Raw genomic sequence first — 24,387 nt, 5'->3', positions numbered from 1 at the left:
ATCTCACTTCCTCTTGACTGAAAGCATAGATCACTGTCTATTTTTTGTGAGAGGGCTCCGGTGTCACTTCGGTGAACAGTTCGGACAGCAGCATGCGGACCCGGGTGTCGATGTCGTCGCGGATTCGGCGGACCGTTGCCAGCGGCTTGTCGACGGGATCTTCGAGGTCCCAGTCGAGGTAACGGCGGCCGGGGTAGACGGGGCATGCGTCGCCGCATCCCATCGTGACGACGACATCCGCCGCCCGGACGGTGTCGTCAGTGAGAGGCTTGGGAAACTCGGCGCCGACAGTGACACCGATTTCGTCGAGCGCGGCGACGATGGCCGGGCGGACCTGCCCTACCGGTGCCGAACCGGCAGTGCGGACGATGACCCGATCGCCGGCGAGCTGACGGAGGATCCCCGCTGCGAGCTGGGAGCGACCGGCGTTCTGAACGCAGACGAACAGCACCGTCGGGATCTTCGCATCAGGGTGGCCGGCGCGGTGCAGGTCATCGAGCCGCGCTGCCGCGAACGTGGCTGTGCGGGACGCGAGGAGCGGGGCGGGCCCGCTCGCGGCGAGGTGGTCTCTGCTGTCGGTGACGTATCGTGCCACGGTTTCCCGGCTGAAGGTGCCACGGTAGCGGGCGGCGAGATCATCGATCACGCGGTCCCAGTCCGGGTCCTCCATCGGCGTGGCTGCGCGACCGAGGAGAGCGGTGACCCGGTTCTGCTGGTCGGGATGCACGGAGTACCAGACGCGCCGACCCTCGGGCTGTCGGACCACGATGCCGGCCGCGCGGAGAGCGGCCATGTGGTGACTCACCGTGGGCTGTCGCAACGAAAGGCGTTCGGCGAGCTGTCCGACCAGCGCGCGACCATCCGGTGCGGCGTCGATCAGCTGCACGATGCGCGCCCGCGTCGGATCGGCGAGCGCGGCCAGCTCCGACACTCCGACCTGTGAAGTCATAGACCTCAGTCTATGACTCGGCTCGTGCGGCCGTCAGATACCTTGGGTGGCGGGTGTCGTGCATCAGATTCCGTTGCGCTGGCTGCGCCGCTCCACCAGGACCGTGTCCCGCCAGTGCCCGGCGTGCGGACCGAGGGGTGAACGGGCGATCCGCTCCCTGGTGCCGACGACCCGGAATCCTGCGGAGTCATGGAGGCGGAGACTGGCGAGGTTTTCGGGGAAGATGCTCGACTGGATCATCCAGTACCCGGCGTCCTCCGCCGCCTGAACGAACCCGGTCAGCAGCGCTCGCCCGATGCCTCGGCCGTGATGGGCGGACGCGACGTAGACCGAGTGCTCGATGACGCCGCGGTATGCGTTCCGGGTGGAGACGCGCGACGCGGCCGCCCAGCCGAGGACGGCGCCCGTGTCATCGACGGCGACCAGGCGGGCATCTCGGATCCTCCCGGCGTCGAACTGTGCCCACGATGGGGTCTCCTTTTCGAACGTCGCCTCACCGTCGGCGATGCCGGCGGCGAAGATCGCCTCGACGTCCGGCCAGTCCTGCGCCGTCATCGGTCGCAGCTCCGTCATGAGCAGCAGGAGGATTCGCCGCCGGCGTCGGTCGAGCAGACCCCCGTTGCCGGGAGGGTGAGTTGGACGCGGCCGGCGGAGCGCATGTCGCCGTCCAGCCAGGCGACCACGGAGCGGACCTGCTCATACCCGGTCGCGAGCAGGAACGTCGGTGCGCGGCCGTAGGACTTCATCCCGACCAGGAAGAACCCGGGCTCCGGGTGTCGCAGCTCATCGAACCCGTGCGGGGCGACCGTCCCGCACGAGTGCAGGTTGGGGTCGATCAGCGGCGCCAACCGCATCGGTGCTTCCACGATGTCATCCAGCTGAAGCCGAACCTCCCGCAGCATCGCCAGGTCCGGCCGGAACCCGGTCGCGTTCACCACCAGATCCGTGTCATGCGCGGCTGGTTCGCCGTTCCGGGATCCGGCCAGCCGGACCTTTTTGCCCTGGCGGCTCACGGCGGAGATCTCGAAGGAATCGATCTTCCGGATAGTCCCGGCCTGGACGAGCTGGTCGACGCGGGATCCGAGCCGGGCCCGGTCGGCCAGTTCATCCTCGGGCGAGGAGGACACCCGGGCCGCGGATGCATTGCGGATCAGCCAGGTCACCCGCGTCCCCGCTGCAGTCTCCGCAAGCTCGGCCAGGCCGATCAGCGTGTTCGCCGCGGAGTGCCCCGCCCCGACCACGGTGGTGTGGCGGCCGACGAACCGCGACCGGTCTGCGCCGAGCACGTCTGGAAGGGCATGGATCACCAGATCCGCAACCTCAGCCTGCCCGATCGGGTCCAGGCCTGACGAGCTCAGCGGGTTCGGGGTGGTGTAGGTGCCGGACGCATCGATCACCGCCCGCCCCGTCAGCTCCTCGATACGCCCGTCCTCCACCTGAACCCGGACCAGGAACGGCGTCTGCGCGCGACCAGCGGTGCGGGTGCGGTCCATTCCCTCCCGGGTCACCGCGACAACCCGGGCGCCGTAGCGGACGTGGGAGCGCAGAGCGTCCAGTTCGGCCAGCTGCGCGAGATACTCGTCCACCAGTTCCTGACCGGTCGGCGCGCGGTCCTCGTCCGCGGGTGGAACCCATCGGCCTTCTGCTTCGAGAAGGCGACGGGAAGCCGGATCGATCAGGTGCTTCCACGGGGAGAACAGGCGGGTATGACCCCAGAGCCTGATCCCCGCCGCGGCCTCAGCGCCCGCCTCGAGCACGACGAAGTCGAGGCCCCGCTCGACCAGGTTCGCCGCCGCCGCCAGGCCGATCGGGCCGGCGCCGATGATCACCACCGGCAGCGTCGCCAGCCGGTCGGTGACCGTCGCGCGGGGAGTCAGATCGAGCAGCGTCATGAGGCCCTCCAAACAACATCGATGAACGTCGATGACAGTATCGAACGCTCTATCGATCATTGTCAATATCGATTACCATCGATTCATGACCACGACATTCGCCGTCACAGACGTCTCCACCGCCGTGCAGTGCTGCGCGCCCCTGGTGCGAGAACCGATTCCGCAATCCGAAGCGGAACGTCTGGCCGTGACACTGAAGGCCCTCGCAGATCCCGCGCGGCTACGCCTTCTGTCCATCGTCGCGTCCTCCGCGGATCAGGAAGCGTGCGTGTGTGACCTGATCGAACCTGTCGGGCTATCCCAACCGACCGTCTCCCATCATCTGAAGGTGCTCACCGAGTCCGGATTCCTGTCCCGGTCCAAGCGAGGAACATGGGCCTACTACCGGCTTCAGCCTGACGCGCTTCGCACCGTGGCGACCTTCCTCGCCGCCTGAGCCACTCGCCGCCGCCTGCGGGTTCCGAGGAGGATGGTTCTCGAGATGAGATTCCTGGAGGACGTTCCACGGTTCCTGTTCTTCACCGGAAAGGGCGGTGTCGGCAAGACCTCGGTCGCATGCGCCACCGCGGTCCGCCTCGCGACCCTTGATCGACGCGTGCTGCTCGTGAGCACCGACCCCGCGTCCAACCTGGGCCAGGTGTTCGGTCTCACGATCGGCAATAACGTCACTGTGATCCCCGCGGTGCACGGACTGTCGGCGTTGGAGATCGACCCCGAGCAGGCGGTCGAGGCGTACCGGGAGCGCATCATCGGACCCGTGCGCGGCTTGGTGCCCGACGAGGAACTCGCAAGCATCACCGAGGGCCTTTCCGGTTCGTGCGCAACGGAGATCGCGTCCTTCGACGAGTTCACACACCTCCTGACCGACGACAGCCTGTATGGGCTCTACGACCACATCCTCTTCGACACCGCACCTACCGGGCACACCATCCGGCTTTTGCAGCTGCCGGGATCATGGACCGAATTCCTCTCGACCGGTGGCGACGCGTCGTGTCTTGGTCCGCTCGCAGGACTCGACAAGCATCGCGCTATTTATGCGGCCGCGGTCGATGCGCTCACCGACCCCGCCAGTACCCGGCTCGTTCTCGTGGCCAGGCCCCAGTCCTCCGCGCTGAGGGAGATCGAGCGCACCTTCTCGGAGTTGACGGCGATCGGGATCACCAGTGGATTCGTCGTGATCAACGGCGTCCTTCCCGACAGCGCCGGCGAGGAGCCCATCGGCGCCGCGCTGCGCCAGCGAGAAGCCGCCGCATTGACGGCCATACCCGCTGCCGTCGCCGACCTGCCGCACGACGTGCTGGAGCTCAAGGCCGAAAACGTGGTCGGCCTCGATGCCCTCCGTTCGTTCTTCGGTTCGGGCTCGGCCGAAACCACGGCGCCGGGACCGGCGGATCCCGCCGATGTGCCGGAGGCGCCCCTGGTGACATTGGTCGATGAGATCGAGCGAGACGGACACGGACTCGTGATGTGCATGGGCAAGGGCGGTGTCGGCAAGACCACGGTCGCGGCGGCCGTAGCCCTCGCCCTGGCCCAGCGCGGCCACGAGGTGCTCCTCACCACGACCGATCCGGCCGCCCACCTCGCCGACACACTCGTTGACGTGGTCGGCGGGCTCACCGTGACGCGGATAGACCCTGATGTCGCGCTCGAGCAGTACAAGGCTCGCGTCATGGCGACCAAGGGAAGAGGACTGGATGAGGTGGGCCGCGCGGCACTCGCCGAAGACCTGATGTCGCCGTGCACGGCAGAGGTCGCCGTCTTCCAGCAGTTCTCGCGGGCTGTTCACGATTCCCGCCGAACATTCGTCGTCATGGACACCGCCCCGACCGGTCACACGTTGCTGCTGCTGGATGCCGCCGGCTCGTACCACCGCGAGATCGCACGACAGATGGGGGAGGCGAACATGACCTACTCCACGCCGTTGATGCGCCTTCAGGATCCTGCTCAGACGAAGGTGATCGTGGTCACGCTCGCGGAGACGACCCCGGTCCTCGAAGCGGTCGATCTTCAGAACGACCTGGAGAGAGCCGGCATCCATCCCTGGGCGTGGGTCGTGAACAACTCCATCGCCGCCGCCCACCCGCAGTCAGCGTTCCTGCGCACCCGCGCACGCAACGAGGTCCCGCAGATCGCCCGCGTCCGGGGTCTGGCGGATCGCGTGGCGATCATCCCGCTGCTGACGGAGGAGCCGATCGGAGTCGCCCGGCTTTCCGCAATGACCACCGGCGCCGGCACACTCTCCTGAGGCGTCCCGAGGCGGGACGGCGTGACGACTGTGCCGGACACAGACCGGGACCGGCTTGCGACCGGGAGGGTCGGAGATCCCGAGAGCGGAGGATAGGGGATTCGAACCCCTGAGAGCTTTCACTCAACACGCTTTCCAAGCGTGCGCCATAGGCCACTAGGCGAATCCTCCGTGGCCCTCGCGGGCCGTCGACCATCCTACCCCGAGGCCGGCGGCACTCGAGTCCGCGGGTGTCGCAACCGGTTCTCGCGGCTTCAGTGGACGATGAGATCGGCATCCGTGACCCGGTCCTCGCCGATATGGCCCACTGAATCGCGGGGCGGGCGCTTCGGTGGACGGCAGGTGAGGCCTCGCCGGGGAATTTCCGCGAAAAGTGTCCAGCCAGGAACCCGAGCCCGGTAAAGCGAAGCCGGCACGCCTACCGTGCTCGGGCAGACCTTCCCGACCCGGCGTACACGCTGCCTGGACGCACCACGAGCGATCGGGGCGCGATCAGCGCGAGGATCCGCCGCGGAGTGTCGACGGCGGCGAAGAGGGCACTGCGCACCGATGTCGCGGCATCCGCGATCGCGTCGCCCTGCCAGAAGGCGTGCTTGCCTCCGGGCGCGTAGCTCGCCCGCTCGATCGCGCTGATCAGCACACTCATCTCCGCAGGCGGTGCGCCGTGGTCCTGGACAAGTCGGACGCCGAGGCTCCGCGGGCTCTCGCTCGCGGGCACGTCGATCCCCAGGTCGATCGCGGCGTCCTGCACCGCGAGCCACGCTTCGGCGGCATCGCCCGTCCGTGCCGCGGCGAGGGTCTGCCGACGGCGGACCTCGCGGAGCAGGGCGGGGATCGCGAGCGCGAACAGGATGCCGAGCACGATCGACAGCGTCGGCAGGGGGTTCACGGTGGTGCCGCTGGCGTCGCTCGTGCCGACCTCCGGCGCGTTGTCCTCGCCGTCCGGAGTGAGGCCGGAGTCGGTCGGCGCCGATGCCTCCGGGGCCGGGGTCGCCGCGGCGGGATCGTCCACGACGCCCGGAGCCGAGCCGGCCGAGGTGAAACTCGTCGGTACGCCGAGGCCGTTCGTCGGTTCGAACGGCACCCAGCCGAGTCCGTCGAAAAGCACCTCGGGCCAGGCGTGCAGCTGACCGCTGGAGATCGAGTACACCGTCTCGCGGTCGACGGCGTCACTGGTCGCACTTCCCGGGAGGTAGCCGACGACGATGCGCGTCGGCATCCCGAGTGTGCGGGCCATGAGCGCGAAGGCGGATGCGTAGTGGATGCAGTAGCCCTCGCGCACCTCCAGGAACCTCGCCACGGCATCCGTTCCCGACCCGTCGAAGCCGTCTTCAACGGGCGCGTCGAGCGAGTAGCGGAACTCCGGGCTGCGGAACCACCCCTGCAGCGCCACGAGCGCGTCGTAGTCGTTCGTCGTCCCGGCGGTGACCTCCGCCGCGAGCTCGCCGATGATCGGGTCGATCTCGGTGGGCAGCGCGGTCGTCCCGTCGGGCGGATTGTCGGTGCCCGCCGAGAGCGCGCGGATCTGCTCGAGCGTGGGCCGCGGGACGTTCGTGATGACCTCGTAGTTCTGTCCCTGCGTCGATCCGCCCTGCGGCAGGACCGTCCGGTTGTATGGGGCGACCGCCCACGTTCCGCGCAGTCCCTCGACGTCGACCGCGGGGTACGCGACCGGCAGCCACGGCGAGGACAGGTTGGTGACTTCGACGGTTGTGACGTATTCGGTCAGCCGGATGTCGGGATCCACCTCCACCGCCCCGAGGCTCTCCTCACTCGCCAGCGGCACCGTGCGTACCTTGTCGGGCTCCCACACGGTGCCCTCCAGCTGCGAGAGCGTCGTGACCCGCAGGTAGGGGGCGCTCGGCGCACTGCTGCGCACGAGCATGACCTCGACCTCGGTCGGGCGGCGCAGGTCGTCTCCGAGCTGGAGGGTCGCGTCGATCCCCGGACCCGTCCCGATCGTGCCCGACCCCGCGCGGGCCACGGGCTGGGGCAGGAGCGGCGCGGCGGCGACGGCGACGACGACGGCGATCGCCCCGATGCCGAGCGCCGTGGCGGGAACACCCGCCGTGCGGGTGGCCGCGCGGTCCTTCGGCTCCTCGCGCGAGCGCGTGTCAGTCCGGATCAGGAACAGGATCGCCGCGGCCAGCAGCACGAACGCCATGATGTCGACCTCGCCCGGCACGGCGATCGAGGGGATCAGCCAGACGGCGATCAGTCCGATCGCGGCCAGGAGCGGCATCCGTGCGGTCAAGACGACGTGATCGATGATGATCGTGAGCAGCCCCGTCCCGCCGACGATCAGCATCGACAATGCGGTGCTGGCGTCCAGAGGCGCGGCGCCGAGGGCGATCTCCTCCCCGGCGACCTGCACGAGCCCCGGGAGCGCCCGCACCGTCTCGGGTGTCGGGATGATCCACAGCAGCGCCGTGTCCCGCAGGAACACGAACGTCATGAAGACGATCCAGACGGATGCCTCGATCAGGCTCACGGCGAGGGCGGGGAGCCGCAGCCGGCGTGCGAAGAACCCGGCGGCCAGGACGGCTGCGGCGAGGAGGATCGCGCCGACCAGCCAGCCGCTCGGCCGGACGACCCGCATGAGGGGGAGGAGGGCAGCGAAAACCGCGACCAGGACGCCGATCGTCAGCGGCAGGTCCGCGCCGCGCCGCGCCGCTCGGTCATCGGAGGACATGACTGATCCCTCGCTGGGCGGCGCTGGACCACGCGACCGCGAGATCGCCGTCCGGGTCCACCGCGGCGGCATGCCATCCACCGTCCGCGGCACGTTCGAGCGCGTCCCCGACCGGGGCGACCGCCAGCAGCAGCGGAAGGGTGCTGTGGTGAACGACGGGCGCGACGGTGTCGGCATTCGCCGGATCGAACCGACCCACGATGAGCACGACCGGACCGGTCATCATCCCGGCGAACACCCGGGGGAGCTTGCCGAGGTGATCGTCCCGGCGTGCGGTGAGCCCGGCGAAGGAGTTCACGAGCCCCTCGACCTCGCTCATGTCGCCGCCGTCGATGCGCTCGGCGAGCGGGGTGCCGTCCGAGTCGATCACCTCGACCGCGTAGCCGTCGTGCACGAGGCGGGTGACGACCGAGACGCACGCCGACACCGCCGCCTCGAAGCCGGCGTCGGCGCCGGGAGCCTGCATCGCCTCGGGCGAGAAGCGCAGGACGCCGCGATCGATCACGACGGTGGCCTCGGGCGTGGACTCCTGCTCCTCCTGGCGCACCATGAGCTCGTCGCGGTGCGCCGTCGCACGCCAGTGGATGCGCCTCATCGAGTCCCCCGGCGCGTAGGGGCGCGCGATCAGGTTGTCCGCGCCCTGCCCGAGCTGGTTGTTCGTGGTGTGGAGTGTGCCGCCGGCTTCGCCCGCGAAGTCGCTCAGGGCCGGCAGATCAGTTACTGCGGGGGCGACCGTGACGGGGGTGCGTTCGCCGAACACCGTGGTGCGCCGCGCGAGCCCGAACGGGTCGGACGTGGTCACCTGCAGCGGGCCGAGGGGGTGGATGCCGCGCCGCTCGCCCGTGACGACGTATGAGAACTGCACGACGCGTTCGGCACCGCGCAGCCCCGAGCCGAGGGCGGGGAAGACGCCGCGCGCCTGCGCCGCCAGGCCCCGCGGGATCGTGTCGCGCCACGTGCCCGGGGCCGTCGGAAGCGCGGTGCGCACCCCGACCCGCACGGTCACGAGCGACTCGCGGCCGACAGCGGCGACGTCGGGGGAGAGCGAGCGCGTCACGGTGTCCGAGCGCCGTGTGAGGTAGAGCGAGAGGATGCTGGCCGCGAGCACCGCGACCAGCAGCAGACCGAAATACATCAGCTCGACGATGCCGACCTCGTTCGCCACGACGAAGCACGCGACGGCCAGCACGGCGGCCCCCGTCCCGCGGGCGGTCAGCGGCCAGAGGCGTCTCATCGCGATGTCACTGTCGCGCGGCGATCGGAACCCGCACGCTCGCGGCGATCCGCTCGAGGATCGAGGCTATCGCGTCGGCCGCGGTCCGGGCTCGGGCACCGCCCGCCGAGCGGGTCGGGATCAGCCGGTGGGCGAAGACCGGAACCAGCAGAGCGGTGATGTCATCGGGGATCACGAACCCGCGGCCGTCCAGCGCGGCCCACACCTTCGCGGCGCGCACGAGCTGCAGCGTGGCGCGGGGGCTCGCGCCCAGCCGGAGATCGGAGTGGGCGCGTGTGGCCCCCGCGAGGGCGACGGCGTAGTCCTCGATCGCCGGGGCGACGTGGACGGCGCGGGCCCACGCGATCAGCTGCGAGACACCCGCCGCGGTCGCCACAGGGGCGATGGATTCGAGCGGGTTGACCGTATCGCGCTGGCGGAGCATGAGTGCTTCGCTGCGCGGGTCGGGATAGCCCATCGAGATGCGCATCATGAACCGGTCGCGCTGCGCCTCGGGAAGCGCGTACGTGCCCTCCATCTCGAGCGGGTTCTGCGTGGCGACGACCAGGAACGGGTCCGGCAGCAGGTGCGTCCGTCCGTCGACCGTCACCTGGCCCTCCTCCATCGCCTCCAGCAGCGCGGACTGCGTCTTCGGCGATGAGCGGTTGATCTCGTCGGCGATCACGATGTGCGCGAAGATCGCGCCGGGCTTGAACTCGAACTCGCGGTCCACCGGGTTGAACACGCTGACCCCTGTGACGTCTCCGGGAAGCAGATCGGGGGTGAACTGGATGCGGCGCACCGTGGCGTCGATGGATGCCGCGAGCGCACGCGCCAGCATGGTCTTCCCGACGCCCGGCACGTCCTCGATGAGAAGATGCCCCTCGGCGAGGAGGCACACGAGTGCGCTGCGCACGGCTTCGGGCTTGCCGTCGATCACCCGGCCGACCGAGGCGAGGATGCCGTCGGTGGCCCGGGTGAAGCTCTCGGCCGTCATCGTGGACTCCGTCACAGCGACCCCCTCGTCCACCGTCGCCTCCGGGCGTGGGCGAACCCTTCCGATCCTAATCGCGGGTTCTCGGGGGTGGGCCTGGGAGATCCCTGCACGCGGGTCTCGGCCTCGCCGAAACGTGGGGCTTTGGTCCCGGACCGCGCACGCGCGACGGACCACGATGAACCCATGACCGACGACGCTCCCGCACCGGACCCGCGCCGCATGCGGATCCTGCTGATCAGTCTGATCGGCGCGGTCGCGCTCGTCGTGGTGATCGCGCTCGTCGCGGTCTTCGTGCAGCGCGACCCCGCGCAGTTGGACGCAACGACGCCGGAGGGTGTCGTGCAGCGCTACGTGCAGGCCGTGATCGCCGGCGACACCGACACCGCCGTGTCCTATCTCGCGCCCGACGTCGCCGCGGAGTGCGAGCTCATCCCGCTCGACACCCAGGACCGGCGGGTGACGCTGACCGCGACGACGCAACGCGCGGATTCGGCCACCGTCGAGGTCCTCATCGTCACCGTGTACGGCTCGGGTCCGCTGGGCAGTGACGAGTACGAGAGCGAGGGCGCCTTCGATCTCATCCGCTCCGACGACGCGTGGGCGATCCGAACGGCGCCGTGGGAGTTCGCCGTGTGCACCGAGACGGGTCGCGGCTGATGTCCGCTCCCGGTCGCGCCCAGACCGCAGTGCGCCGCGTCCTCGTCTACGGCATCCTGTTCGCGCTGATCATCGTCGCGGCCGTCGGACTGTCCGGCCTGCTCGAGCGGGCGGTCTCCGGCGGCGTCCTCGCCGCCGACGAAGCGGGTCTCGCGCGTTCGCTCGCTTTCACCGTCATCGGGATGCCGCTCGCGGGCGTGCTGTGGTGGTGGCAGCGCCGCCGGTTCGCCGACCCCGCGGAGAAGGATTCGCTCGTCTGGGCGCTGTACGTGGTCGCCGTCTCGACGATCGCGCTCGTCACGGCGACCGTGGCCCTCGCGTCGACGCTCACGGCGGCGATCGAGGGACGGTGGGATGCCGGCGCCTTCGCGGTCGCGCTCGTCTGGGCGGGAATGTGGGTGTGGCACCGCGCGATGCGACGGAGCCACGTCACCGGCCCGACCCGACTGCCGACGGTCGCGGTCACGATCGGCGCGGTCTACGGACTCGCCGTCCTGACCGTCGGCGCGATCAGCGCGGTCTCGGCGCTGATCGGCGCAGCGCTCGCGGGAGCGCAGCCCGTGCTGGGGGCATCGCAATCCTGGGGGATCGACGCACTGCAGGCGCTCGCCTGGGCGGCGATCGGCGGCTTCGTCTGGTGGTGGCACTGGTACCGCGACGGCGGGGCGGCGGCATCCGGCGGGTTCGCCCAGGTCGCGCTCGTGGTCGTCATCGGCGCGGCGGCCGCGACGACGCTCTTCGCCGTCGGGACGGTGCTGTTCGTCGTCCTCCGCCTGCTGTTCGACGTCGACCCGCGCGCGGACGTGCTCGCCCCGCTGGACGTCGCGATCGCTGCCGCGCTGTTCGGCGGGATCGTCTGGGTCTCGCACGCGGCGGTCGTGGCTGCGCGCCCCGAGGGCGTCCGACGCGGCGACCGCCTCCTGGTCTCCGGAATCGCGCTGATCGGCGCGGCCAGCGGATTCGGGGTCGTCGTCAATGCGCTCCTCGCGGCGCTCGCGCCGGTGATCGCGGGCGCCGACGCCCGGACTCTTCTGCTCGGCGGCCTGAGCGCGCTCGCGGTGGGCGCGCCGGTCTGGTGGGTCGCGTGGCGCCCGGCCGTCGCGGCGTCCCCCGACGAGGTTGCCGACCGCGCGCGCCGGGTGTACCTGGTCGCGATCTTCGGGGCCAGTGCGGTGGTCGCGATCGTGACACTCCTGCTGATCGGGTTCCGCGTGTTCGAGTTCACTCTGGGAGCAGCGGTGGGCGGGAGCCTTGTGGAGCGGGTCCGGGCCCCGCTCGGGCTGCTCAGCGCGACCGCGCTCGTGTTCGGGTACCACTTCGCGGTCTGGCGCCACGATCGGTCGATCGCGCGCCCCGAGACCGCGCCCGCGGTGATCCGAGGGGTGCTGCTCGTCGCCTCGCCCGACGCGGCGCAGCTGCGGCGCGACGTGCGGGCTGCCACCGGAGCGGCCGTCACGATCCTTCCCGCGGTGCCGGAGGACGGCGGTGACGCGCTGGGCGATGACGACGTGCCTGCGGTGGTCGCCGCGGTGGCCGGTGTCGCCGGGCCGCGGGCGCTCGTGCTGCGGGTCGACGGCGATGTCCGCGCGATCGGGCTGCAGGACGGCCCGGCACGGGAGCTCGGGCCGGCGGGTTAGACTTGTGTCAGCTCTCCGCGAGGCGGCATCCAGGCCAACTCCCCCAGGACGGAAACGTAGCAAGGGTAACCAGGCTCTGCCGGGTTCGCGGAGAGTCTTACTTTTCCCCGGGGGCTGCCGTCACCCGGGCGAACGGGCCGTCGATCGCCGCCCAGTGCAGGAGCATGATCGTCTTGGCGTCCTGGATGCGCCCGTCGCGGATCATCGCGAGCGACTCGTCGAAGTCGAGCTCGAGCACGTCGATGTGCTCTCCCTCCTCCTCCAGTCCGCCGCCCGCACCGGTCCGAGTGCCGGCGTCGTACGGCGCGGCGAAGAAGTGGATGCGCTCGGTCACCGAGCCGGGGCTCATGAAGACGTCGTACACGTGCTCGATCTCGCCGATGCGCACTCCGGTCTCCTCGGAGGCCTCGCGCCGGATCGCGGTGATCGCGTCGTCATCGTCGAGGAGGCCTGCGGCCGTCTCGATCAGCATCCCGTCCGGATGGCCGTTGACGTACACCGGATAGCGGAACTGCCGCGTCAGCAGCACCGTGCGGCGCGCGAGGTCGTAGAGCAGGACCGTCGCTCCGTTCCCCCGGTCGTACGTCTCGCGCTGCTGACGGGTCCACTGCCCGTCCGGGCCGCGATAGTCCAGCGTCGTGCGCCGCAGCACGTGCCAGGCGGATGCGACGAGCTCGACGTCGACCACGCGCACATCGGGATTCCCGTTCAGTTCTCGACCGGTCAGGTCGAGCCCGGTCCGCCCGCGATGATCGGGCACGACAGTGCCGGGACGGGGAGCGGGGGAGGCGGCGTCTGTCACGATCCGGAGCCTAGCGGGACGGCATCCGCGCCCTGCCGCAGCCCAGGCGAGGCCCGTAGGCTGGCGGTGTGGCGCAGAGCATCTTCATCACATCGGCCGAAGGCCATTCCGGCAAATCGACCGTGGCCCTCGGAGTGCTCGACGCCCTGAGTCACGCGACACCGCGCGTGGGTGTCTTCCGGGCGATCGCCCGGTCGACCGTGCAGCGCGACTACGTCCTGGAGATGCTGCTGGACCACGACGGCGTGGACCTCGATTACGACGAATGCGTCGGCGTCACCTACGACGACGTGCGGGCGGATCCGGATGCCGCTCTCGCGGTGATCGTCGAGAGGTACAAGGCGGTCGAGGCGCAGTGTGACGCCGTCGTGATCGTCGGCAGCGACTACACGGATGTCGGAAGCCCCGCGGAGCTCGCGTACAACGCCCGCATCGCCGCGAACCTCGGGGCGCCCGTGCTGCTCGTCCTGAGCGGGCGCTCGACGCAGGACGAGACGCAGCCCGAGCTCCTCGGCTCGTCCCTGCCGCGGACGGCCGCCGAAATGGGACAGATCGCCGATCTGGCGCTCGCCGAGCTCGCCCACGGCCGCGCCGAGCTCTTCGCGGTGATCGCGAACCGCGCCGATCCCGCGAGCGCCGCCGCGGCGACCGCGGCGATCGAGCGCTCGCTGCAGTCCTGGCTCGCATCGGCGCACGCGCGGGTGCCGGTGTGGACGATCCCGGAGGACCGGTTCCTCGTGGCGCCCTCCATGCGCGGCATCATGCGCGCCGTCGACGGCGACCTCCTCGCGGGCGACCCCGACCGGCTCACGCGCGAAGCCCTCGGCGTCGTCGTCGCCGGCATGTCGATGGTCAACGTCCTGCCGAGGCTGCTGGAGAGCTCGGTCGTGGTCATCCCCGCCGACCGCTCGGAAGTGCTGCTCGCGACCCTCCTGGCGAACGCCTCCGGCACGTTCCCCTCCATTTCGGGAATCGTCCTCAACGGAGGCTTCGAGCTGCCCGAACCGGTCATGCGGCTCCTGGAGGGGCTGGGCTCGAACGTGCCGATCATCACGACGGATCTCGGCACGTACGAGACCGCCGTGCGGATCATGAGCACACGCGGGCGGCTCGCCGCCGATTCGCAGCGCCGTTACGACACCGCGTTGGCGCTCTTCGAGACGAACGTCGACACCGACGAACTCCTGCGGGCGTTCGGCGTGGCACGCGCGACGGTCGTCACGCCCCTCATGTTCGAGTTCCAGCTCATCGAGCGCGCGCGGTCCTCCCGCAAGCGCATCGTGCTGCCCGAGGGCGACGACGACCGTGTGCTGCGGGCCGCCGCGACCGTGCTCAAGCGCGGCATCGCCGACCTCGTGATCCTCGGCGAGCCGTTCGAGGTGCGGGCGCGCGCGATCGAACTCGGGATCGACATCCAGCGCGCCGAGGTGCTCTCTCCCTTCGACCCCGTGCACGTCACGAAGTTCGCCGAGGAGTACGCCCGCCTGCGTGCCCACAAGGGAGTCACGATCGCTCAAGCCTCCGACACCGTGACGGACGTCTCCTACTTCGGCACCCTCATGGTGCACATGGGACTGGCCGACGGAATGGTCTCGGGTGCCGCGCACACGACGGCCCACACGATCCGTCCGGCGTTCGAGATCATCAAGACGAAGCCCGGCGTGTCCGTCGTGTCGTCCGTGTTCCTCATGGCGCTCGCCGACCGCGTCCTCGTCTACGGCGACTGCGCGGTGATCCCCGATCCCACCTCCGAGCAGCTCGCGGACATCGCGATCTCATCGGCCGCCACCGCCGCGCAGTTCGGCATCGATCCGCGCGTCGCGATGCTGTCGTACTCGACGGGGGAGTCCGGCTCGGGTGCGGAGGTCGAGAAGGTTCGCGCGGCGACCGCACTCGTGCGCGAGCGTGCGCCGGAGCTCCTCGTCGAAGGGCCCATCCAGTACGACGCGGCAGCCGACGTCGCCGTCGCCGCGGCGAAGATGCCCGGCTCGCAGGTCGCGGGGCGCGCGACGGTGTTCGTCTTCCCCGATCTGAACACCGGCAACAACACGTACAAAGCGGTGCAGCGCTCCGCGGGCGCGGTGGCGATCGGCCCGGTGCTGCAGGGCCTCAACAAGCCGATCAACGACCTCTCCCGCGGAGCGCTCGTCGAGGACATCGTCAACACGATCGCGATCACCGCGATCCAGGCGCAGGGTGAACCCGCTGCGGCGTCGGAAAGTGCGGTGCACGCATGAGCGTCGTCCTCGTGGTCAACAGCGGCTCGTCCTCGTTCAAGTACCAGCTGATCGACATGCGCTCCGAGACCGTGCTCGCATCCGGGCTCGTCGAGCGCATCGGCGAGCCGGTGGGGCGCTCGACGCACACGGTCGTCGCGCCGCCGGCGGACGGGGCGTCACCGACGCTGCTCGACGCGACGTACGAGCGTGAACTGCCGATCCCCGATCACACCGCCGGCTTCGGCGTCATGATCGACGCTTTCGCCGAGAACGGTCCCTCACTCGCCGAGAACCCGCCGACGGCCGTCGGCCACCGCGTCGTGCACGGTGGCGCCCGCTTCTTCGAGCCGACCGTGATCACACCGCTCGTCGAGATCAACATCGACGAGCTGTCCGTCCTCGCCCCGCTGCACAACCCGGCGAACCTCGCGGGCATCGTCGCGGCGAAGAAGGCCTTCTCCGACGTCCCGCACGTCGCGGTCTTCGACACCGCCTTCCACCAGACCCTTCCGCGGGCGGCCTACACGTATGCGATCGACGCGGAGCTCGCCGCCGCGCATCGCATCCGCCGCTACGGCTTCCACGGCACCTCGCACAAGTTCGTCAGTGAGGCCGCGGCTGCCTTCGTGGGCCGGCCCCTGGCCGAGCTGAAGCAGATCGTGTTCCACCTCGGCAACGGAGCCTCGGTCACGGCCATCGACGGCGGCAGCTCGGTCGAGACGTCGATGGGTCTGACGCCGCTGGAGGGCCTCGTGATGGGGACCCGGTCGGGGGATGTCGACCCCGCCGTGCTCTTCCAGCTCGCCCGCCGGGCGAACATGACGATCGACGACCTCGACGACCTGCTCAACAAGCGGAGCGGCCTCCTCGGAATCGCGGGCTCTGCGGACTTCAGGGACGTCAGTGCCGCGGTGGAGCGCGGCGACGACGACGCCCTCCTCGCGTTCGAGGTCTACGTGCACCGTCTGCGCGCGTACGCCGGCGCCTACATCGCCCAGCTCGGCGGGGTCGATGTGATCTCCTTCACGGCCGGCGTGGGGGAGAACGCGCCGGTGGTGCGCGCCGCAGCTCTGGAGACCCTCGGCTTCGCGGGAATCGAGATCGACCCCGAACGCAACGGTGCGCGCGGGCGCGGCATCCGGCGCATCTCCACCGACGATTCGCGCGTGGTCGTGCTCGTCGTGCCCACGAACGAAGAGCTGGAGATCGCCCGGCAGACGCTCGTGGCCGTCGCCGGCTGAGCCCTCCGCCGCGGGCGGCGATCCGGTCACCGGGGCGGGGCGCGTCCGACTACGCTTGCACCGCGGCACGACGCGCGCCCAGCCCTCATTTCTCACCCTCGCCCGGAGGTCCTGCGTGGCTCACGACTCCCTGCCCGATCTGACCGCGTACGACGCGGTCCTGTTCGATCTCGACGGCGTGCTGACCCCGACCGCCGAAGTGCACATGCACGCGTGGCAGAGCATGTTCGAGGAGCTGTTCGCCGAGTGGGGCATCCAGCCGCCCTACACCGAGCGCGATTACTTCGATTACCTCGACGGCAAGAAGCGCTACGACGGCGTCGCGAGCCTCCTGCGCAGCCGTGACGTCGAAGTCCCGTGGGGTGACCCGTCCGACGACCCGAGCGCCGACACCGTGTGCGGAATCGGCAACCGCAAGAACGAAGTGTTCTCGCGCGTCCTGCGCGCGGAAGGCATCGTCGCGTACCCCGGTTCGGTCGCGCTTCTGGACCGGCTCGATGCGGTCGGCATCCCGACCGCGGTCGTCTCGAGCTCCAAGAACGCCGAAGAGGTGCTGCGCTCGGCGGGGCTCCGGGAGCGTTTCACCGTCGTGATGGACGGCGTGATCGCCGAGCGCGACCATCTCGCCTCCAAACCCGCACCCGACGTCTTCCTCGAGGGGGCGCGCATGCTCGGCGTCGACCCCGCCCGTAGCGCGGCGATCGAGGATGCGATCAGTGGCGTGCAGTCCGCCGCAGCCGGCGGCTTCGCGCTCGTCGTGGGCGTGGATCGCGGCACCGGACCGGACGAACTGCGCGCGGCGGGAGCCCACGTCGTCGTGGCGGATCTCGCCGAGCTCGTCGGCGCCGCGTCGCACGATGCCCAGAGCTCGACCGGGGAGGGCCGGGCATGATCGACCGCGACCGGTTCCCGATCGACCCGTGGTGCCTGATCGAGAGCAGCTTCTCGCTGGATGACGTCGGGGTGACCGAGACCCTGTTCTCCGCGGGCAACGGCTACCTGGGCCTGCGCGGCAACCACATTGAGGGGCGCTTCGCGCTCGAGCACGGCACGTTCATCAACGGCTTCCACGAGACCTTCCCGATCCGCCACGCCGAGCAGGCCTACGGCTTCGCCGAGGTCGGCCAGACGATCATCAATGCCCCCGACGCGAAGATCATGCGCGTCTATGTCGACGACGAGCCGCTGTCGCTCGACGTCGCCGATGTCCGCGAGTACGAGCGCGTGCTGGACATGCGGGCGGGCGTCGTGCGCCGCCGGGTGCGCTGGACCACGCCGTCCGGCAAGGACGTCCTGATCGAGGACGACCGGCTCGTGTCGTTCGAGGAGAAGCACCTCGCGGTCCTCCGGCTCGAGGTCACGGTCCTGAACGCCGACGCGCCGGTCACGATCAACTGCCAGGTGCTGAATCGGCAGGACGGGGAGAACGTCTACGGCGGCAGCCCCAAGGCGACCAAGAAGGCGGGCTTCGACCCGCGCAAGGCCGAGCGCATCCAGGAGCGCGTCCTGCAGCCGGAGGAGTACTGGCAGGACGGCCAGCGGTCGGCACTGTCGTACCGGGTGACGGAGTCGGGCATGACGATGGCCGTGGTCGCCGACCACATCATCGAGACCGAGAACGAGTACAACGCCCGGACGCTCGTCGAGCCGGACATCGCGAAGAACGTCTTCCGCGTGCAGGCCAAGGCCGGCGTCCCGATCCGGATCACGAAGCTCGTGAGCTACCACACGTCCCGCGGGGTTCCCGCGCGCGAGCTCGTCGACCGCTGCCGCCGGACGCTGGATCGCGTCGAGGTCGAGGGCGTCGAGCGCCAGTACGACCGCCAGCGCGCGTGGCTCGACGGGTTCTGGGACCGCTCCGACGTCTGCATCGGCGGACACGACGACCTGCAGCAGGCCACCCGCTGGTGCCTGTACCAGCTCGCGCAGGCCGCAGCGCGTGCGGACGGACAGGGTGTCCCGGCGAAGGGTGTCACGGGCTCCGGCTACAGCGGTCACTACTTCTGGGACACCGAGATCTACGTCCTGCCGTTCCTGGCCTACACGACGCCGCTCTGGGCGCGGAACGCGATCCGGATGCGGTACCTCATGCTCCCGGCGGCGCGCCGCCGGGCGCATCAGCTCAACGAGCACGGCGTGCTGTTCCCCTGGCGCACGATCAACGGCGAAGAGGCGTCGGCGTACTACGCCGCCGGCACTGCCCAGTACCACATCAACGCCGACGTCAGTTTCGCGCTGGCCAAGTACGTCCGTGCCACGGGTGATGTGGAATTCCTCCACCGTGAAGGCGTGGACATCGCCGTGGAGACCGCGCGGCTGTGGGCGACGCTGGGGTTCTGGCGCACGAACGACAGCGACGGCGAGGAGTCCTTCCACATCCACGGCGTGACCGGGCCCGACGAATACACGACGGTCGTGAACGACAACCTGTTCACGAACGTCATGGCGCGCTTCAACCTGCGCTTCGCGGCACGGACCGTTCGCGAGATGGCCGAAGACGATCCCGAGGCGTACCGCCTCATGGTCGATCGGCTGCGCCTGGATCCGTCCGAGGCGGAGTCCTGGGACCGTGCGGCCGAGGCGATGCACATCCCGTTCAGTCCGGCGCTCGGTATCCACCCCCAGGATGCGGTGTTCCTCGAGCGCGAAGTGTGGGACCTCGAGCACACTCCGAGCGAGCAGCGACCGCTGCTTCTGCACTTCCACCCGCTCGTGATCTACCGCTACCAGGTGCTCAAGCAGGCCGATGTCGTGCTCGCGCTGTATCTGCAGGGCAATCACTTCTCCGATGAGGACAAACTCGCCGACTTCGAGTACTACGACCCGCTGACCACCGGGGATTCCACGCTTTCGGCGGTCGTGCAGGCCATCCTCGCCGCCGAGGTGGGATACCAGGATCTGGCGCTGGAGTACTTCCGCGAGTCGATCTTCGTCGACCTCGGAGACCTCCACCACAACGCCTCGGACGGTGTGCACGTCGCGTCCGCGGGAGGTGTGTGGACCGCGCTCGTCGCAGGTTTCGGTGGCATGCGCGACCACTTCGGTGAGCTGTCGTTCGACCCGCGCCTGCCGGCGGACTGGCCTGAGCTGTCGTACACGCTGCGGTGGCACGGGACGGCGCTGCGGGTGCGGCTCACGCGCGACGCGCTGAGTCTCACGGCGGGGGAGGGTGAACCGCTCGTGTTCAGCGTGCGGGGCGCGGCCTACGCGATCGGCCCCGGCGAGGAGGTCGTCGTGCCGCTCGCGGGACAGGGTCCGGTGATCCCCGGACGTCCGTCCCTCAAGCAGTTCGCCGACGTGCGCCGCGAGGACGGCACGCTGCTGTCCGCATCCGTGCCGACGGTCACCACGACGATCCCGGTGATCGGCTCGGCATCCGACGTGGAGCACGGCGCGGACGCGTGATCGGCGCTGCACCTCAGGCGACGACGGCGGCCCCCGCGATGTCGGGGGCACGCCGTAGGCTGGTGATGTGACGACCGCTCTGTACCGCCGATACCGTCCTGAGGCGTTCGGCGAGATGATCGGACAGTCGCAGGTGACCGAGCCGCTCATGACGGCTCTGCGCAGCGATCGCGTCGGGCACGCCTACTTGTTCTCCGGTCCGCGCGGCTGCGGCAAGACGACGTCGGCGCGCGTCCTGGCGCGGTGCCTGAACTGTGCGCAGGGACCGACCGATGTGCCGTGCGGCGTGTGCGAGAGCTGCGTCGAACTCGGCAGGGACGGCGGCGGTTCGCTCGATGTCGTCGAGATCGACGCCGCGAGCCACAACGGTGTCGACGACGCGCGCGATCTGCGTGAGCGCGCGGTGTTCGCCCCCGCGAGGGACCGCTTCAAGATCTTCATCCTCGATGAGGCTCACATGGTCACCCCGCAGGGCTTCAACGCCCTGCTCAAGCTCGTCGAAGAGCCGCCCGATCACGTGAAGTTCATCTTCGCCACGACCGAGCCCGAGAAGGTCATCGGCACGATCCGCTCGCGCACGCACCACTATCCGTTCCGGCTCGTTCCGCCCGCCCCGATGCTCGAGTACGTGCAGCAGCTGTGCGAGGCGGAGGGAGTGTCGGCAGAGCCGGGCGTGCTGTCGCTCGTCGTGCGGGCGGGCGGCGGGTCGCCGCGCGACACGCTGTCACTGCTCGACCAGCTGATCGCCGGCTCGGAGGGCACGGTCGTGACGTACGCGCGCGCGGTGGCCCTTCTGGGCTACACGCACGCCGAACTGCTCGACGAAGTGGTGGACGCTTTCGGCGCGGGCGATGCGGCGGCGGCCTTCACCGCCGTCGACCGCGTCGTGCAGACGGGGCAAGACCCTCGGCGCTTCGTGGACGACCTGCTCGAGCGACTGCGTGATCTCATCGTCGCCGCGGCGACCGGTCAGGGGGCCGCCGCCGTTCTGCGCGGTGTCCCCGCCGAGGACCTCGCCCGGATGCTGCGTCAGGCCGACACGTACGGCACCCTGCGCCTTTCGCGCACGGCCGACATCGTGATCTCCGCGCTCGACGAGATGACCGGCGCCACCTCCCCGCGACTTCAGCTCGAGCTCATGGTCGCCCGCGTGCTCGCGCACACGGGCGCTGACGTCGGTGCGCCTGCGGACCGGCCGGCGGCGGGTGCTCCGGTGGCGACCGCACGCGAGGCGGCGGTCGCGCCCGCGGCCTCCGCGCCGAGAGCCCCCGCGACCACAGCCGCCGCCGCACCGACAGCCACCTCGCCGACCGCCGTCGAGTCCGGCGGCAAACCGTCCTCTCCCGTGCCCACACCTCCTCTGGCGGACCCGGGCCCCGCTGCGGCGGCGCCCGTCGCCCCGGGAACACCGGAGCCCGCGCCGGCCGCCGCCGCACCGCCGTCGGGTCCGGTCACTCTGCAGCACATGCGCGATTCCTGGCCCGAGGTGCTGGGCCGTCTGGAGGCCGCGAGCCGCTCCTCGTGGCTCCTCGCCTCGAACGCGCGCGTCGTCGATCTCGACGGCGATGTGCTCACTCTCGCTTTCCAGAGCCAGTCCGATGTCGCGAAGTTCAAGAAGCTGGCCGCCGGCTCCGGTCCCAGCGAAGACCTCCGTCAGGCGATCCTGGCCGTGCTCGGCATCCGCGTGAAGTACCTGGCCAAGCACGACGGCGGCCCGGCATCGCCGCCGCCCTCGGCACCCCCGCCGTCGGCCGGCGCGGTGCCGCCGCGCGGCCCCGCGACCGTGCCCCCGCGGCCCGTCACCGCACCCGCCGCCGGGCCCGTCACCGAATGGGCGGTCGCGACGATCCCGAGCGACGCCGACGCCCCGCCGGTCGACATGCCCGAGTCGCCCCGCGCGCTCGGACAGTTCGCGGTCGACGACGAGCCCGAAGAGGCGGGCGCCGTCCGTGCCGGGGTCGCCACGATCGCGCCGCCGCGCGAAGGCGAGGTGCTGCCCGATCGCGAGGTGGCGCCGCCCGTCGACGCCGACGACGAACCCGACGACCTGGATGCCGCTCCCGACGCGGTGCTGCCCCCCGTAGTCGCCCCGCCGCTTCCGCCTACGACCCGACCCGCGCCCGGTGCGCAGAAGTACGGCGAAGCGGTCGTCCGACAGGTGCTCGGTGCCAGGTTCGTGCGTGAAGAGCCCTACCAGCCGCCCACGAGGTTCAGCTGATGTACGACGGCATCGTCCAAGACCTGATCGACGAGTTCGGCCGGCTGCCCGGCATCGGCCCGAAGTCCGCCCAGCGCATCACGTTCCACATCCTGCAGTCACCGTCCTTCGACGTGTCGCGGCTGGCGGTGCTGCTGGGTGAAGTGCGCGACAAGGTGCGCTTCTGCGACATCTGCGGCAACGTGTCCGAGCAGGATCGGTGCAGCATCTGCCGCGACCCGCGCCGCAATCCGTCGGTGATCTGCGTGGTCGAAGACGCGAAGGACGTCGCGGCGATCGAGCGCACGCGGGAGTTCCGCGGCCTGTACCACGTGCTCGGCGGTGCGATCAGCCCCATCGCCGGGATCGGACCCGAAGATCTCCGTATCGCACAGCTCATGCAGCGGCTCGCCGACGGCACGGTGCAGGAAGTCATCCTCGCGACGAACCCGAATCTCGAGGGCGAAGCCACCGCGACCTACCTCAGCCGTCTGCTGCACACGCTCGAGATCGCCGTGACGCGCCTCGCCTCGGGGCTTCCTGTCGGCGGTGACCTCGAGTACGCCGACGAGGTCACCCTCGGTCGTGCCTTCGAAGGTCGCCGCGCCGTCTGACGACGCCGGCCCGTGAGCACCATGACGGCGACCCTGTCGCGCTTCGACGGCCGCGCCTGGCTGCTCTTCTCGGCGATGGCGGTCCTCTGGGGGATGCCGTATCTGTTCATCAGCATCGCGGTCGAGTCCCTGTCGCCCCCGGCGGTCGTGGCCGGACGCACCCTCATCGGCGCCCTGCTCCTGCTGCCGTTCGCGTTGCGACGGAAGGCGCTGCGTCCGGCGTGGTCGAAGCTCGGCTGGGTGCTGGCTTTCGGGGCGATCGAGATGGCGGGCCCCTTCCTCCTGCTCGGCCACGCGGAACAGACGCTCCCGTCGGGGCTCACCGGGCTCCTCGTGGCCACCGTGCCGCTGTTCGCGGCAGTCATCGCGTTCACCGGCGGCGACCGGGCGGTGCTGCGTCCGGCCCGACTGATCGGGCTGATCGTCGGCTTCGTCGGCGTCGGCATCATCGTCGCGGGCCCCGGCCTGGCTGCCGGCGGAACGGCGGGGCTGATCGCGATCGGCGAGGTGCTGCTCGTGGCGCTGTGCTACGCGATCGCGCCGTTCATCGTCGCGCGACAGCTCAAGGGTGTCCCGGCGCTCGGCACGATCACCCTGTCCCTCGCGGCGGTCGGCGTGTTCTACCTGCCGATCGCCCTCCTCACCCAGCACGAACCGCCCACCGTCCGCAGTTCGCTCTCGCTCGTCGCCCTCGCCGTGCTGTGCACCGCGGTCGCGTTCATCGTCTTCTTCGCTCTCATCGACCGGGTGGGCCCCGCTCGCGCTCCGCTGTTCACCTACGTCAACCCCGTCGTGGCGATCCTGCTCGGCGTCCTGATCCTCGGCGAGCAGATCACGATCGGACTCGTGATCGGCTTCCCGCTCGTGATCGCCGGGTGCTGGCTCGCGGCGACCGGCGGAACGCTGCGGTCCAAGCCGCCGTCCGGAGACCTGCCGCCGGTCGCGTCCGGCTGAGTTCAGCGCAGGACTTCCACCAGCGCCACCCACGACACGATGATCGCCGTGATGATCGCCAGGATGCAGCCGGCCGCACAGAAGTAGAGCGCGGCCGGATCACCGGCCACGGCCAGGACGCCCGCGGCGGCGTAGGCGGCGACGGGCAGGAAGCCGACGGCGGCCTTGACCGCCTTGGCCCGCGCGGAGGGGTTGTGATCGGCATAGATCTCGCGCGTCGCCACCACCTGGAAGACGCCCGCAACGGCGGCGGCTGCCAGCAGCGCGCCCCCGAACCAGACCGCACTGATGGCGGGGACGAGCCCGAGACCCGACCCGATGATCGCCAGCACGAGCGAGGAGATTCCGGCCGCGAGGCGAGCCGTCAGCGACCGGGCCTTCACGATCTCGCCGATGTTGACGCTCGCCGCCACGATGACCAGACCCGCGAGCGCGGCAGTGCCGCCGACCATCGCGACGTTGAATTCGCTCCACAGTTCGAGTTCGTCGCCCATGGCCGCGATGCTATCGCCCTGCCGGAGGCGCCACCGCTGCCCGGCCCGTGGGAAGAGCCGGCCTGGACACATGACCGAGGCGGCATGGCCGCGTCCCTAGAATGATCCCTTGGGGCGCGGCATCCGATCGTCCGCCCGTCATCCACCCGCGTCACCGCAGTGACGCCCCCGGGAGTCTC

Annotated in this window: 19 protein-coding genes, 1 tRNA gene and 1 other RNA gene; 12 read left to right on the top strand and 9 right to left on the bottom strand. The window is 70.3% G+C overall.

Translation table 11 applies throughout. From position 1 onward, the window contains the following. Positions 1 to 37 precede the first annotated feature (37 nt). From AB0P18_RS12720 to AB0P18_RS12710, 3 genes are all read right to left on the bottom strand, one after another. The gene (locus AB0P18_RS12720; RefSeq protein ID WP_363360316.1) at positions 38 to 949 is read right to left on the bottom strand and encodes a metalloregulator ArsR/SmtB family transcription factor; all 912 of its coding nucleotides are present in this window, start codon (positions 947 to 949) and stop codon (positions 38 to 40) included. Positions 950 to 1,012: 63 nt separating this feature from the next. Next, on the bottom strand, positions 1,013 to 1,522 hold the full coding sequence (locus AB0P18_RS12715; RefSeq protein ID WP_363360315.1) for an N-acetyltransferase family protein: 510 nt from the start codon (positions 1,520 to 1,522) through the stop codon (positions 1,013 to 1,015). Then, on the bottom strand, positions 1,519 to 2,841 hold the full coding sequence (locus AB0P18_RS12710; RefSeq protein WP_363360314.1) for an FAD-dependent oxidoreductase: 1,323 nt from the start codon (positions 2,839 to 2,841) through the stop codon (positions 1,519 to 1,521). The genes AB0P18_RS12715 and AB0P18_RS12710 overlap by 4 nt, the downstream gene beginning before the upstream one ends. Before the next feature lie 85 nt (positions 2,842 to 2,926). On the opposite strand from AB0P18_RS12710, the gene AB0P18_RS12705 reads away from it, so the two are divergent. Together AB0P18_RS12705 and arsA are read left to right on the top strand one after the other, a co-directional pair. Further along, a complete protein-coding gene (locus AB0P18_RS12705) occupies positions 2,927 to 3,277 on the top strand; it encodes a metalloregulator ArsR/SmtB family transcription factor (RefSeq protein WP_363360313.1) in 351 nt (116 codons plus the stop codon). 45 nt (positions 3,278 to 3,322) lie between these two features. After that, entirely contained in the window at positions 3,323 to 5,086 is a 1,764-nt protein-coding gene (gene arsA, locus AB0P18_RS12700; protein WP_363360312.1) for an arsenical pump-driving ATPase, read from the top strand. Positions 5,087 to 5,172: 86 nt separating this feature from the next. On the opposite strand, the gene AB0P18_RS12695 is transcribed toward arsA, so the two are convergent. The 4 genes from AB0P18_RS12695 to AB0P18_RS12680 form a co-directional block, all read right to left on the bottom strand. Further along, positions 5,173 to 5,257: transfer RNA gene (locus AB0P18_RS12695), tRNA-Ser, on the bottom strand. 247 nt (positions 5,258 to 5,504) lie between these two features. Continuing rightward, complete coding sequence (locus AB0P18_RS12690) at positions 5,505 to 7,778, bottom strand: DUF3488 and transglutaminase-like domain-containing protein (RefSeq protein WP_363360311.1); 2,274 nt, start codon at positions 7,776 to 7,778, stop codon at positions 5,505 to 5,507. Then, on the bottom strand, positions 7,765 to 9,012 hold the full coding sequence (locus AB0P18_RS12685) for a DUF58 domain-containing protein (protein WP_363360310.1): 1,248 nt from the start codon (positions 9,010 to 9,012) through the stop codon (positions 7,765 to 7,767). The genes AB0P18_RS12690 and AB0P18_RS12685 overlap by 14 nt, the downstream gene beginning before the upstream one ends. Before the next feature lie 7 nt (positions 9,013 to 9,019). Beyond that, complete coding sequence (locus AB0P18_RS12680; RefSeq protein ID WP_363360340.1) at positions 9,020 to 9,988, bottom strand: MoxR family ATPase; 969 nt, start codon at positions 9,986 to 9,988, stop codon at positions 9,020 to 9,022. Between the two features lie 183 nt (positions 9,989 to 10,171). On the opposite strand from AB0P18_RS12680, the gene AB0P18_RS12675 reads away from it, so the two are divergent. From AB0P18_RS12675 to ffs, 3 genes are all read left to right on the top strand, one after another. Next, the gene (locus AB0P18_RS12675; protein ID WP_363360309.1) at positions 10,172 to 10,645 is read left to right on the top strand and encodes a hypothetical protein; all 474 of its coding nucleotides are present in this window, start codon (positions 10,172 to 10,174) and stop codon (positions 10,643 to 10,645) included. After that, positions 10,645 to 12,282, top strand: a complete 1,638-nt coding sequence (locus AB0P18_RS12670; protein WP_363360308.1) for a DUF5671 domain-containing protein — start codon at positions 10,645 to 10,647, stop codon at positions 12,280 to 12,282. The genes AB0P18_RS12675 and AB0P18_RS12670 overlap by 1 nt, the downstream gene beginning before the upstream one ends. A 6-nt stretch (positions 12,283 to 12,288) precedes the next feature. After that, positions 12,289 to 12,385: signal recognition particle sRNA small type (gene ffs / locus AB0P18_RS12665), an RNA gene on the top strand. Here ffs and AB0P18_RS12660 read toward each other — a convergent pair. After that, on the bottom strand, positions 12,380 to 13,084 hold the full coding sequence (locus tag AB0P18_RS12660; protein ID WP_363360307.1) for an NUDIX domain-containing protein: 705 nt from the start codon (positions 13,082 to 13,084) through the stop codon (positions 12,380 to 12,382). The genes ffs and AB0P18_RS12660 overlap by 6 nt on opposite strands. A gap of 68 nt (positions 13,085 to 13,152) precedes the next feature. Between AB0P18_RS12660 and pta the strand changes: the two genes are divergently transcribed. From pta to AB0P18_RS12625, 7 genes are all read left to right on the top strand, one after another. Next, complete coding sequence (pta, locus tag AB0P18_RS12655; RefSeq protein ID WP_363360306.1) at positions 13,153 to 15,321, top strand: phosphate acetyltransferase; 2,169 nt, start codon at positions 13,153 to 13,155, stop codon at positions 15,319 to 15,321. Next, complete coding sequence (locus AB0P18_RS12650; protein ID WP_363360305.1) at positions 15,318 to 16,544, top strand: acetate kinase; 1,227 nt, start codon at positions 15,318 to 15,320, stop codon at positions 16,542 to 16,544. Before pta ends, AB0P18_RS12650 begins: the two co-directional genes overlap by 4 nt. Before the next feature lie 115 nt (positions 16,545 to 16,659). Continuing rightward, positions 16,660 to 17,436: a beta-phosphoglucomutase family hydrolase gene (locus AB0P18_RS12645; RefSeq protein WP_344055273.1), complete on the top strand. Its 777-nt coding sequence runs from the start codon at positions 16,660 to 16,662 to the stop codon at positions 17,434 to 17,436. Continuing rightward, positions 17,433 to 19,949, top strand: coding sequence for a glycosyl hydrolase family 65 protein (locus AB0P18_RS12640; RefSeq protein ID WP_363360304.1), 2,517 nt, complete (start codon positions 17,433 to 17,435; stop codon positions 19,947 to 19,949). Before AB0P18_RS12645 ends, AB0P18_RS12640 begins: the two co-directional genes overlap by 4 nt. Positions 19,950 to 20,016: 67 nt before the next feature. Continuing rightward, complete coding sequence (locus AB0P18_RS12635; protein WP_363360303.1) at positions 20,017 to 22,167, top strand: DNA polymerase III subunit gamma and tau; 2,151 nt, start codon at positions 20,017 to 20,019, stop codon at positions 22,165 to 22,167. After that, positions 22,167 to 22,760, top strand: a complete 594-nt coding sequence (recR, locus tag AB0P18_RS12630; protein WP_344055267.1) for a recombination mediator RecR — start codon at positions 22,167 to 22,169, stop codon at positions 22,758 to 22,760. The genes AB0P18_RS12635 and recR overlap by 1 nt, the downstream gene beginning before the upstream one ends. A 21-nt stretch (positions 22,761 to 22,781) precedes the next feature. Further along, the gene (locus AB0P18_RS12625; RefSeq protein ID WP_363360339.1) at positions 22,782 to 23,714 is read left to right on the top strand and encodes an EamA family transporter; all 933 of its coding nucleotides are present in this window, start codon (positions 22,782 to 22,784) and stop codon (positions 23,712 to 23,714) included. Positions 23,715 to 23,716: 2 nt separating this feature from the next. Here AB0P18_RS12625 and AB0P18_RS12620 read toward each other — a convergent pair whose 3' ends face one another. Further along, complete coding sequence (locus AB0P18_RS12620; protein ID WP_344055265.1) at positions 23,717 to 24,208, bottom strand: hypothetical protein; 492 nt, start codon at positions 24,206 to 24,208, stop codon at positions 23,717 to 23,719. Positions 24,209 to 24,387: the final 179 nt, after the last annotated feature.

This window comes from Microbacterium sp. NPDC064584 (assembly GCF_040687315.1).
GTDB lineage: Bacteria > Actinomycetota > Actinomycetes > Actinomycetales > Microbacteriaceae > Microbacterium > Microbacterium lacus.
The sequence above is the reverse complement of the archived record's forward strand: the minus strand, read 5'-3'. Positions and strand labels throughout refer to the sequence as shown.

Coding starts and splice junctions, on each gene's coding strand:
- AB0P18_RS12720 (WP_363360316.1), bottom strand. CDS start 949: ATGACTTCACAGGTCGGAGTGTCGGAGCTGGCCGCGCTCGCCGATCCG.
- AB0P18_RS12715 (WP_363360315.1), bottom strand. CDS start 1,522: ATGACGGAGCTGCGACCGATGACGGCGCAGGACTGGCCGGACGTCGAG.
- AB0P18_RS12710 (WP_363360314.1), bottom strand. CDS start 2,841: ATGACGCTGCTCGATCTGACTCCCCGCGCGACGGTCACCGACCGGCTG.
- AB0P18_RS12705 (WP_363360313.1), top strand. CDS start 2,927: ATGACCACGACATTCGCCGTCACAGACGTCTCCACCGCCGTGCAGTGC.
- arsA (WP_363360312.1), top strand. CDS start 3,323: ATGAGATTCCTGGAGGACGTTCCACGGTTCCTGTTCTTCACCGGAAAG.
- AB0P18_RS12690 (WP_363360311.1), bottom strand. CDS start 7,778: ATGTCCTCCGATGACCGAGCGGCGCGGCGCGGCGCGGACCTGCCGCTG.
- AB0P18_RS12685 (WP_363360310.1), bottom strand. CDS start 9,012: ATGAGACGCCTCTGGCCGCTGACCGCCCGCGGGACGGGGGCCGCCGTG.
- AB0P18_RS12680 (WP_363360340.1), bottom strand. CDS start 9,988: ATGACGGCCGAGAGCTTCACCCGGGCCACCGACGGCATCCTCGCCTCG.
- AB0P18_RS12675 (WP_363360309.1), top strand. CDS start 10,172: ATGACCGACGACGCTCCCGCACCGGACCCGCGCCGCATGCGGATCCTG.
- AB0P18_RS12670 (WP_363360308.1), top strand. CDS start 10,645: ATGTCCGCTCCCGGTCGCGCCCAGACCGCAGTGCGCCGCGTCCTCGTC.
- AB0P18_RS12650 (WP_363360305.1), top strand. CDS start 15,318: ATGAGCGTCGTCCTCGTGGTCAACAGCGGCTCGTCCTCGTTCAAGTAC.
- AB0P18_RS12640 (WP_363360304.1), top strand. CDS start 17,433: ATGATCGACCGCGACCGGTTCCCGATCGACCCGTGGTGCCTGATCGAG.
- recR (WP_344055267.1), top strand. CDS start 22,167: ATGTACGACGGCATCGTCCAAGACCTGATCGACGAGTTCGGCCGGCTG.
- AB0P18_RS12625 (WP_363360339.1), top strand. CDS start 22,782: ATGACGGCGACCCTGTCGCGCTTCGACGGCCGCGCCTGGCTGCTCTTC.
- AB0P18_RS12620 (WP_344055265.1), bottom strand. CDS start 24,208: ATGGGCGACGAACTCGAACTGTGGAGCGAATTCAACGTCGCGATGGTC.